Consider the following 9,840-nt stretch of genomic DNA (forward strand, 5'->3'; position numbering starts at 1 on the left):
TTTTATGGAAGTAGATAACGGCGAGGCCGTCTGAAAAGAAAAGATATCTTTCAGACGGCCTTTTGTATATTTAGTTCAATCAGTTGCCGGCAACCGTCATTTTGGAAACCAAGACGGAGCCGATTTGGTTGGACGAACGGCGTAATGCGTCGTCTGCCACGCCGATGATGTCGCGGTACATATCCTGCAAACGTCCTGCAATGGTGATTTCCTGAACCGGATAGGCAATGACGCCGTTTTCCACCCAAAATCCGGCCGCGCCGCGCGAGTAGTCGCCGGTAATGGTGTTGACGCCTTGTCCCATCAATTCGGTAACCAGCAAACCTGTCCCCATTTCTTTCAACAGGTCGGCCTGCGTGGCGTGGGTGTGGTTCAGATACAGATTGTGCGCGCCGCCGGCGTTGCCCGTTGTCTGCATACCGAGTTTTTTCGCGCTGTAACTGCTGAGGAAATAGCCTTCGACTATGCCGTCTTTCACCACAAAACGCGGCTGCGTGGCGACGCCTTCGGCATCGAAATAAGTGCTGCGGAACGAGCGCAGGATATGCGGCTCTTCACGAAGGCTGAGAAATTCGGGCAGCACCTGTTTGCCGATGCTGTCAATCAGGAAGCTGCTTTGGCGGTAGAGCGCGCCGCCGCTGAGTGCGCCGATAAGGTGGCCGATTAAGCCGACGGCGACAGTGGTGTCGAACAGTACGGGATAGCTGCCGGTCGGAACGCTGCGGCTGTTCAGACGGCGTAAAGTCCGTTCGGCTGCGGTTTGGCCGATGAGTTCGGGCGCGTCCATGTCTTCGTGACGGCAGGAAGAATCGTACCAATAGTCGCGCTGCATGCCGTGTTCGTCGCTGGCGACCACGCTGCAAGAAATGCTGTGGTGCGTGCTTTGCTGGTGTGCGGCAAAGCCGTGGGTGTTGCCGTAAACGTATTGGTAATGGCCGGTATGAACCGATGCGCCTTCCGAATTTTCAATGCGTTTGTCCGTTGACAGCGCGGCCTGTTCGCATTGCTTGGCCAAATCGATGGCGGATTCGGTACTCAAATCCCATTCGTGGTAGCGGTCGAGGTCGCCGATATGGGTTGCCATCAAGGCAGCGTCGGCAAGGCCGGCGCAATCGTCTTCGGCGGTATAGCGCGCAATATCAATGGCGGCTTTGACCGTATCTTGCAGGGCGCGTTCGGAGAAGTCGGCAGTGCTGGCGCGGCCTTTGCGTTGGCCGACATAGACCGTAATGTCTAAAGATTTGTCTTGTTGGAACTCGATTTGTTCGATTTCGCCCAAGCGCACGCTGACGCTTTGGCCGAGCGACTCGCTGAAATCGGCTTCGGCCGAGGTGGCGCCGGATTGTTTGGCCAAATCCAGCGTGTGTCCGCACAAGCGCAACAGCTCGTCCGGTGTGTGGTTAAACAGCATAAAAAGGTTTCCTGACAGGGTTTTGCGGCATTTTAACCGTTTCAGACGGCCACTGCAAAAATCGCACGGAAAGGCCGTCTGAAAACTGATAAAATAGGCAGATTCAGAAAATCAGGTAAACACAATGTTTGAACAAGAAGACGAATGGGTCAGCAAAACCCAAATGAAAAAGCAAATGAACGATTTGCAGGCTTTGGGTATGGAATTGACCAAGCTCTCCAGCGATACGCTGAAAAAAATCGGCTTGGACGAAGATTTGTTTGAAGCCATCGCCACCTATAAAAAAATCACGTCCAACAGCGCGCTCAAACGCCAAGCCCAATTTATCGGCCGCCTGATGCGCGATACCGACCCCGCGCCCATCGAAGCCTATTTGGCCAAACTGCGCGGCGACAATGCGGCACACAATGCCTTTTTACAACGTGTCGAGCAGGCGCGTACCCGACTGTTGGCAGACGATGGCGCGATTACCCAATTTATGGCCGATTTTCCGCAGGCCGACGCCGGTAAATTGCGCACCTTGATCCGCAACACCAAAAAAGAGCAGGAACAAAACAAACCGCCGAAAAACTTCCGCGCGCTGTTCCAAGAAATTAAAGCAGTGATGGAGGCCGGTCAATCCGATGCTTCAGAAGAAGGGCAGGATTGGGAGGAATAAATCTTAAGGCCGTCTGAAAACGGATTGCGGTTTTCAGACGGCCTGTATCGTAATACCGAAGGAGGATGACCATGAAATTTCGCCACTTTGTACCTGCTTTGTTAATCAGTGCACTAACCCTGAATGGTTGTACTGCTTTTCTTTGGGGAGGGAATAACCCGTTCCATAAAACCACAACCGAAAAAACCGTTGCCAAAGACAAGATTCACGCATTTGGCGTGGTTGCCAAAGACAATACGCAATTGGAAACAGGCAGCTTGGTCATGATGGGCAAAAAATATTGGTTTGTCGTTAATCCTAAAGATTCGGCCAAGTTGAAGGCGGTCTTGGATGTTAAATTGGACAAACAGTTTCAAATGGTTCAGCAAAACCCAAGATATGCGTATGAGGCTTTGCCGGTCGAATTGAAATCCCCTGAAGCGCAAACTTTCCGTTCAAAATTCTGCCTGCGTTACGATACTCAAAAAGCCGCCGAGATTGCCAAGTTGAAACAGCTGGCGTTCAAGCCGGTCGAACTCGATGACGAAACTGTCTACACACGGTGTATTTCTACCGAAGGTCATTATTACGCAACGCCGAAAAATGTTGCCGAAGACCGCCGTTTTGATACTGCCGTCCCGGTCAGAATTTATTATACGGAAACCAAAAAAAGCACCGACGTTCAGAAGTTGACGGAGAATATCCTGCAAACACCATTCACATTGGCTTTGGACGCAGTCGGCGCAGTGATAGCAGTCCCCTATGTCGTAGTCAGTGAAATTATCGATGCTTCACGCAAATAATATCCAAGGCCGTCTGAAAACGGATTGCAGGTTTCAGATGGCTTCCTCCTTAAAATACACGCTTCAAAAATATTAATTTTCTCTCTTTAAAACCCACACACCATGTCCGTAAAAATCCAAACACGTTCCATTAATCCGACTGTTTTTAACGACTTACTTACTGCCGGTACCGATCCTTTGATTGCACGGCTGTGTGCTGCGCGTGATGTGCAAAGTCCGGCCGAGTTGGACGACAAGCTTGCGGCTCTTTTGCCGTATCAAACGCTGACAAACTGCGAAGCCGCCGCCGGCCGTTTGGCGGATGCGATTGAGCGTCAGGAAAAAATCCTGATTGTCGCCGACTATGATGCAGACGGCGCGACGGCGTGTTCCGTCGGTATGAGCGGTTTGGCGGCGATGGGGGCGAAAGTGGATTTTCTCGTGCCCAACCGCTTTGAACACGGCTACGGCTTAACGCCCGAGCTGGCTGAAATCGCTGCCGAGCAAGGCATGGATTTATTGGTGACGGTGGATAACGGGATCGCCAGCTTTGCAGGCGTGGCGCGTGCGCAGGAGTTGGGTTTGGACGTGATTGTGACCGACCACCATCTGCCTGCCGAGACCGTGCCCGACTGCATCATCGTCAATCCGAACCAAAAAGGCTGCGGCTTTCCCAGCAAAAGTTTGGCGGGCGTGGGCGTGATTTTCTATGTATTAATGGCTTTGCGTGCCGAACTGCGCCGCCGCAATTATTTTTCAGACGGCCTAAAAGAGCCGAATCTGGGCGACCTTTTGGATTTGGTCGCACTCGGTACCGTCGCCGACGTCGTCTCCCTCGACCACAACAACCGCATCCTCGTGTCGCAAGGTTTGAAACGGATGCGTTCGGGCAAAATGCGCCCCGGTATCCGCGCTTTATTTGAAGTGGCGCGGCGCGACTGGCGCAAGGCGCAGCCGTTTGATATGGGCTTTGCGTTGGGGCCGCGCATTAACGCCGCCGGACGGCTGGACGATATGTCGGTCGGCATTGCCTGCCTGTTGGCGCGAGATGATGACGAAGCGCAGGAACTGGCGGCCCAGTTAAATAACCTCAATATCGAACGCCGCGAAATCGAGCAGTCTATGCTGCAAGACGCGCTGAATGATTTTCCTGAAACCTTGCCTCCAGGGCAGACGACTTTGGTGGCGTATCGCGACGACTTTCATCAAGGCGTGGTCGGCATTGTTGCCAGCCGCCTCAAAGACCGTTTTTATCGTCCAACCATCGTGTTTGCGCCTGCCGACAATGGCGAAGTGCGCGGTTCGGGACGCTCCATTCCCAATCTGCACTTGCGTGATGCTTTGGACTTGGTATCCAAGCGCCATCCCGATTTGATTTTGAAATTTGGCGGACACGCAATGGCGGCGGGTTTGAGCATACTTGAACACAATATTCCCGCGTTTCAGACGGCCTTTGAAGAAGCCGTGTGCGAGATGGTGTGCGAAGACGATTTGTCGCAAACCTTCATCACCGACGGCAGCCTGCCTGCCCGCGATATTACGCTGGAACAGGCGCAGAACCTTGCCCGGCACGTTTGGGGGCAGGGCTTTGCGCCGCCGAGTTTTACCGACGAATTTCACGTCATCCGCCAGCAGCCTTTGGGCGCGGAGGGCAAACACAAAAAAGTCTGGCTGCAAAAAGACGGCTACGAATTTGAAGCCATGTTCTGGCGTTGCAGCGAAGACATTCCCGAATACATCCGCACGGTGTACCGCCCCGTTGCCAACGAATGGCGGAATAATCTCGAATTGCAGCTTTATATCGACTACTGGGAAGCCGCGTAAATAAAGGCCGTCTGAAGATGAAGAAACAAAAAACTTGGCTTGGCTTTTCTTTGGCGCTGCTTGCCACCATGACTTGGGGATCGCTGCCGGTAGCGGCGCAACAGGCCTTAAAAGCCGTCGATGCGCCCACGCTGGTGTGGATACGCTTTTTAGTGGCTTCGCTGGTGTTGTTTGCGTTGTTGGGACTGACCGGCAAACTGCCGAGGCCGTCTGAATTTTCCAAGCAAACCTTATTTTTATTGGTGCTGGGCATTGTCGGCATTTCCGCCAACTTTGTGCTTGTTGCCATGGGTTTGCACTATATTTCGCCGACAACCACGCAGGTGTTGTGGCAGCTCTCGCCCTTTACCATGATTTTGGTCGGCGTTGGCGTGTTTAAAGAAGCCTTTACGCGCTGGCAAAAAATCGGCTTGATGCTTTTGCTGACGGGTTTGGTCATGTTTTTCAACGACAAATTCGGCGAACTTTTCAATTTGGGCAGCTACGCGGTCGGGGTAATCATGGCGGCTTCGGGCAGCATGATTTGGGTGTGCTACGGCGTGGCGCAAAAACTTTTGTCCAAACATTTCAATTCGCAACAAATCCTGCTCATGATTTATTTTTGCAGCAGCTTTGTTTTCCTGCCGTTTGCCGAACCGTCGCAAATCGCCCATATCGGCAATCCGTTTTTATGGGGCTGCTTTATTTATTGTTGCTTGAACACGCTGATCGGCTACGGTTCATTCGGCGAAGCGCTCAACCATTGGGACGCTTCAAAAGTCAGTATTGTTACCACGCTGATACCCGTATTTACCATGATATTTTCCACCATCGGCCATTATCTCGCCCCTGATTATTTTGCCGCTTCGGATATGAATATCGTCAGCTATGTGGGTGCCATGGTGGTTGTGGCAGGAGCCTTGCTGGCTGTGGCCGGAGAGAAAGTGATGGGGCTTTTTTTGAGAAAGATATGAAGCATTTATTGCGAAACGGAATAAACAAGGCCGTCTGAAACAGGTTTCAGACGGCCTTTATATTTTCTAAATCAGATTAATGTGAATTGCCGAATCAATAGAAGCCTTCGCGCTCTTCACGGGTGCTGATGTAGATGTTTTTCACTTGGGTGTAGGCGGCGAGCATCATTTTGTGGGTTTCGCGGCCGATACCTGAAGTTTTGTAGCCGCCAAACGGTGCGCCGGCAGGCAGGCGGTTGTAGCAGTTTACCCAAACGCGGCCGGTTTCCAATGCGTTGGAAACGCGCAGGCAGCGGTTGATGTCGGTACTCCACACTGCGCCGCCCAATCCGTATTCGCTGTCGTTGGCCATTTTGATGACTTCTTCTTCGGTTTTGAATTTAATCACGGTGGCAACCGGGCCGAAGATTTCTTCTTGGGCAACGCGGGCTTCGTTGCTGCTGGCCTCAATCAAAGTAGGCTCGACAAATTCGCCTTTGCCCAAGTCGCCTTCGATTTTTTTACCGCCGGTAATGATACGGCAGCCTTCCTGTTCGCCGATTTTGACGTATTTCAAAATGGTCTCGAGTTGACCGGCATTGACTTGCGAACCCATTTGGGTGTCGTCTTCCCAAGGCAGGCCGACTTTGATTTTTTTGAATTCTTCAGCCAAAGCATTGACGAATTTGTCGTAAATGCCTTCTTGTACAAAAATGCGCGAACCGGCGCAGCACACTTGGCCTTGGTTGAACAAGATACCTTTTTGCGCGCCTTCGAGGGCTTTGTCGAAAGGCATATCATCGAAGAAGATGTTGGCGGATTTGCCGCCCAATTCCAAAGTGGACGGAATCAGCAATTCGGCGGCGGCGATGCCGACGCGGCGGCCGACTTCGGTTGAGCCGGTAAAGGCCAGTTTGTTGAAGCCTTTGTGGTGCAGCATGTATTCGCCGGATTTGGAACCGCGGCCGGTAATCACGTTCAACACGCCTTTAGGCAGCAAGTGGTTGATTTTTTGAGCGAAGGACAACAGGCTCAATGAAGTGCTGGAAGAAGGGTGGATGACGATGGTACAACCTGCGGCCAATGCCGGAGCGATTTTCCATGCGGCCATCAAGAATGGGAAGTTCCAAGGAATGATTTGGCCGACAACGCCGATCGGTTCGCGCAAAACGATGGACAGGTCTTCGGCATCAAGTTGGGTTGCCGTGCCTTCTTCGCCGCGGATAACGCTGGCGAAATAGCGGAAATGATCGGAAGCCAAAGGCACGTCGGCGGCGCGGGTTTCGCGGATGGGTTTGCCGTTGTCCAAGGTTTCTTGCAGGGCGAACAATTCGGCGTTTTCGTCAATCACATCGGCGATTTTGTTTAAAATGGCCGCGCGTTCGGCAGTCGTGGTTTTACGCCATGTTTTGAACGCTTCTTGGGCAGCGGCCACGGCAGCATCGACATCGGCGTCGGTTGCGTCTGTGAACTTGGCCAATTCATCGCCATTGGCAGGGTTGTAAGAGGATAAAAGTTTGCCTTCGCTACCTTTCGTCCATTCGCCGTTGATTAAAAGGCCGTATTCTTTATCAAACACATTTAAATCTTTTGCCATAATGCTGTCTCCTTAATGAATGGGAAGGCGTGTTTCTGCGCCATAAAAACAGCTTATGCTTTTTTCTTTTTAGGTTCAAGTACTAAAAATAAGAATGTTCTCAAAATTTACGTTTGCAATGTTGTTTCATGTAGCAGGCCGTCTGAAAAATAAAGGATTTGATTGAAATGAAAGTATATTTGTTAATATATTTAAAGATTCAGACGGCCTGAATAGGATTTGTTATGGTATAACATCATAACTCATTGTTTTGAAAAAGATTATGGGTTGACGGTTTCGAATATGGGGAGTATTCTCATTTATAGCTAAACAGTTTTTTCGACACTCTAGGAGACGCTCCATGAAAATGCATGCTGTGGTAGTAAACAAAGATGTAGCAGGTGATGTAGAAGTTGTTGAACGCGAACTGCGTCCGCTGGAATACGGCGAGGCGTTGGTGGAAGTCGAGTATTGCGGCGTGTGCCACACCGACTTGCATGTTGCGGCAGGCGATTACGGCGACAAACCGGGTCGCGTGTTGGGACACGAAGGCATCGGTTTGGTTAAAGAAGTTGCCGACGGTGTGAAAAATCTGAAAGTCGGCGACCGTGTCAGCATTGCATGGCTGTTCCAAAGCTGCGGTTCTTGCGAATACTGTAATACCGGCCGCGAAACCTTGTGCCGCTCTGTATTGAACGCAGGCTATACTGCCGACGGCGGTATGGCAACCCACTGTATCGTGAGTGCCGATTACGCGGTCAAAGTCCCTGAAGGTTTGGATCCTGCTCAAGCTTCCAGCATTACTTGTGCCGGTGTAACCACTTATAAAGCCATTAAAGTTTCCGGCGTCCGTCCGGGCCAATGGATTGCGATTTACGGCGCAGGCGGTTTGGGCAATTTAGCGGTTCAATACGCGAAAAAAGTATTTGGCGCGCACGTTGTTGCCGTTGACGTTAACGACGACAAACTGGCTTTTGCCAAAGAAATCGGTGCGGATTTGGTAATCAATGCCGCTAAAGAAGATGCGGCTCAAGTCATCCAAGAGAAAACCGGCGGCGCACATGCAGCCGTTGTGACAGCCGTATCCGCTGCTGCCTTCAATTCAGGCGTTAACTGCGTCCGCGCAGGCGGCCGTGTTGTTGCAGTCGGCTTGCCACCTGAGTCTATGGACTTGTCTATCCCACGCTTGGTATTGGACGGCATCGAAGTGGTCGGCTCTTTGGTCGGTACCCGCAAAGATTTGGAAGAAGCATTCCAATTCGGCGCAGAAGGCTTGGTTGTGCCTAAAGTCGAATTGCGTGCTTTGGATGAAGCGCCTGCCATCTTCCAAGAAATGCGCGAAGGTAAAATTACCGGCCGTATGGTAATTGATATGAACAAAGAGTGCAGCTGCATTCATCACTAATCAAATGATTCCGTAATAAAAAGGCCGTCTGAAAAATTTCAGACGGCCTTTTTTTATTGGATTGGATAACTTAAAGCGCAAAACCGCTTTCAAATACGCGGATTTCTCCGCTGACAGGATCGGTGAACTCTATTCTTTTAGCCAGAAGTTTTAAAGGTTTGTCGTAGTCTTCATCACCGGCCGCCAATGGAGTAGGGTAAAGCGCATCGTTCATCAGCGGCATATTCAAACTCATCATATGCACGCGCAGCTGGTGTTTCTTCCCGGTATGCGGCGTGAGGCGGTAGAGGCTGAATGCGCCGCGGTTTTCGATAAGCTCGATGGTCGTATGGGCGTTGGGTTCGCCTTCCGTTTCACGCGTGAGGAAGAATTTTTCGCTGCGTTCCATTCGTGATGAAATATGCAGAGGATAGTCCAAATCCGTCCGCGTCGGCGCTACCGCTTCATAAGTTTTTTGGACGGTTTTTTCTTGGAACATGGTCTGATAATCGCGACGCGTGGCAGGGTTGAGCGAAAGCAGCATAACGCCTGCCGTATCTTTGTCCAAGCGATGAATCGGCGTAATGTCTTCAACATTCAAATGCTGCAATTCAGGCCGCAAACGCAGGCGCGTGAGCAGCGTTTCCCGCAAAAATCTGCCGCTGGGAATGACAGGCAGAAAATGCGGTTTGTCCACCACAAGCAAATGCTCGTCAATATGCAAAATTTTTTCATCAAACGGAATACGCGGCTCGCTCTCACGGCTGGTTTCACGGTAATAAAACATCGTCTTGCCGGGTTCGAACAAAGTATTTTCATCAAACGGCACGCCATCCGAACCCACCACAAAACCGCTGTTCAGCCGTCGCCGCCAGTTTTCTTCGCCGACAAAGGGAAAATGAACGCATAAAAAATGCAGCAGCGGCAAGCCGTAAAACTGCTTTTCGTGAGGCAAGACCAAGTAGCTGGGTTTGACACCGTCTAAAAGGGGGAGGGGATTGGTACGTTTTTTCATGCGGCGGATTGTACTCGGTTTTTAGGATTTTTTCAGATGGTGTTCCGGATGAAGAAGATGCGCAGGTTGTCATTTATGTCTGATGTTTATATGGTTTATCGAACATAAGCGCTTGTACAGCGTGGAAAGTTGCCGTTTGTATGTCTGTAAGTCTGCCTATACATCACTTCCGCTATAATTAAGGCCGTCTGAAATCTGTTTTTTAGATGGCCTTTTACCGTCCCAAGAAGGGTAACCCGATGAAGCCGATGACCGCATTAATGACCGCCGCCGTATTTT

At 51.0% G+C, this 9,840-nt stretch carries 8 protein-coding genes; 5 read left to right on the forward strand and 3 right to left on the reverse strand.

Translation table 11 applies throughout. The annotated features are described in order from the left end of the window. Positions 1–79: 79 nt before the first annotated feature. The gene (gene pmbA / locus HMPREF2661_RS08470) at positions 80–1,411 is read right to left on the reverse strand and encodes a metalloprotease PmbA (RefSeq protein ID WP_070823361.1); all 1,332 of its coding nucleotides are present in this window, start codon (positions 1,409–1,411) and stop codon (positions 80–82) included. A 124-nt stretch (positions 1,412–1,535) separates the two neighbouring features. On the opposite strand from pmbA, the gene yjgA reads away from it, so the two are divergent. The 4 genes from yjgA to HMPREF2661_RS08490 all read left to right on the forward strand — a co-directional run bounded on the left by yjgA (position 1,536) and on the right by HMPREF2661_RS08490 (position 5,607). Then, positions 1,536–2,069, forward strand: a complete 534-nt coding sequence (gene yjgA, locus HMPREF2661_RS08475) for a ribosome biogenesis factor YjgA (RefSeq protein ID WP_003745867.1) — start codon at positions 1,536–1,538, stop codon at positions 2,067–2,069. 71 nt (positions 2,070–2,140) lie between these two features. After that, on the forward strand, positions 2,141–2,851 hold the full coding sequence (locus HMPREF2661_RS08480; protein ID WP_070823363.1) for a hypothetical protein: 711 nt from the start codon (positions 2,141–2,143) through the stop codon (positions 2,849–2,851). A 102-nt stretch (positions 2,852–2,953) separates the two neighbouring features. After that, entirely contained in the window at positions 2,954–4,654 is a 1,701-nt protein-coding gene (gene recJ / locus HMPREF2661_RS08485; protein WP_070823365.1) for a single-stranded-DNA-specific exonuclease RecJ, read from the forward strand. A gap of 17 nt (positions 4,655–4,671) precedes the next feature. Beyond that, the gene (locus tag HMPREF2661_RS08490; protein ID WP_049322715.1) at positions 4,672–5,607 is read left to right on the forward strand and encodes a DMT family transporter; all 936 of its coding nucleotides are present in this window, start codon (positions 4,672–4,674) and stop codon (positions 5,605–5,607) included. A gap of 94 nt (positions 5,608–5,701) precedes the next feature. Here the strand turns inward: HMPREF2661_RS08490 and HMPREF2661_RS08495 are convergent, their stop codons facing one another. Further along, entirely contained in the window at positions 5,702–7,183 is a 1,482-nt protein-coding gene (locus HMPREF2661_RS08495) for an aldehyde dehydrogenase family protein (protein WP_070823367.1), read from the reverse strand. 340 nt (positions 7,184–7,523) lie between these two features. Here HMPREF2661_RS08495 and adhP point away from each other — a divergent pair, with 340 nt between their 5' ends. Next, a complete protein-coding gene (gene adhP / locus HMPREF2661_RS08500; protein WP_084824324.1) occupies positions 7,524–8,567 on the forward strand; it encodes an alcohol dehydrogenase AdhP in 1,044 nt (347 codons plus the stop codon). Positions 8,568–8,637: 70 nt separating this feature from the next. Here adhP and HMPREF2661_RS08505 read toward each other — a convergent pair whose 3' ends face one another. Further along, the gene (locus tag HMPREF2661_RS08505) at positions 8,638–9,561 is read right to left on the reverse strand and encodes an RluA family pseudouridine synthase (RefSeq protein WP_070823370.1); all 924 of its coding nucleotides are present in this window, start codon (positions 9,559–9,561) and stop codon (positions 8,638–8,640) included. Positions 9,562–9,840: the final 279 nt, after the last annotated feature.

This window comes from Neisseria sp. HMSC061B04, from assembly GCF_001836705.1.
Lineage (GTDB): Bacteria > Pseudomonadota > Gammaproteobacteria > Burkholderiales > Neisseriaceae > Neisseria.

Bases quoted from the DNA above. Each gene is read 5' to 3' on its own strand.
- HMPREF2661_RS08480 (WP_070823363.1), top strand. From the start codon at position 2,141: ATGAAATTTCGCCACTTTGTACCTGCTTTGTTAATCAGTGCACTAACC.
- yjgA (WP_003745867.1), top strand. From the start codon at position 1,536: ATGTTTGAACAAGAAGACGAATGGGTCAGCAAAACCCAAATGAAAAAG.
- HMPREF2661_RS08490 (WP_049322715.1), top strand. From the start codon at position 4,672: ATGAAGAAACAAAAAACTTGGCTTGGCTTTTCTTTGGCGCTGCTTGCC.
- recJ (WP_070823365.1), top strand. From the start codon at position 2,954: ATGTCCGTAAAAATCCAAACACGTTCCATTAATCCGACTGTTTTTAAC.
- adhP (WP_084824324.1), top strand. From the start codon at position 7,524: ATGAAAATGCATGCTGTGGTAGTAAACAAAGATGTAGCAGGTGATGTA.
- pmbA (WP_070823361.1), bottom strand. From the start codon at position 1,411: ATGCTGTTTAACCACACACCGGACGAGCTGTTGCGCTTGTGCGGACAC.
- HMPREF2661_RS08505 (WP_070823370.1), bottom strand. From the start codon at position 9,561: ATGAAAAAACGTACCAATCCCCTCCCCCTTTTAGACGGTGTCAAACCC.
- HMPREF2661_RS08495 (WP_070823367.1), bottom strand. From the start codon at position 7,183: ATGGCAAAAGATTTAAATGTGTTTGATAAAGAATACGGCCTTTTAATC.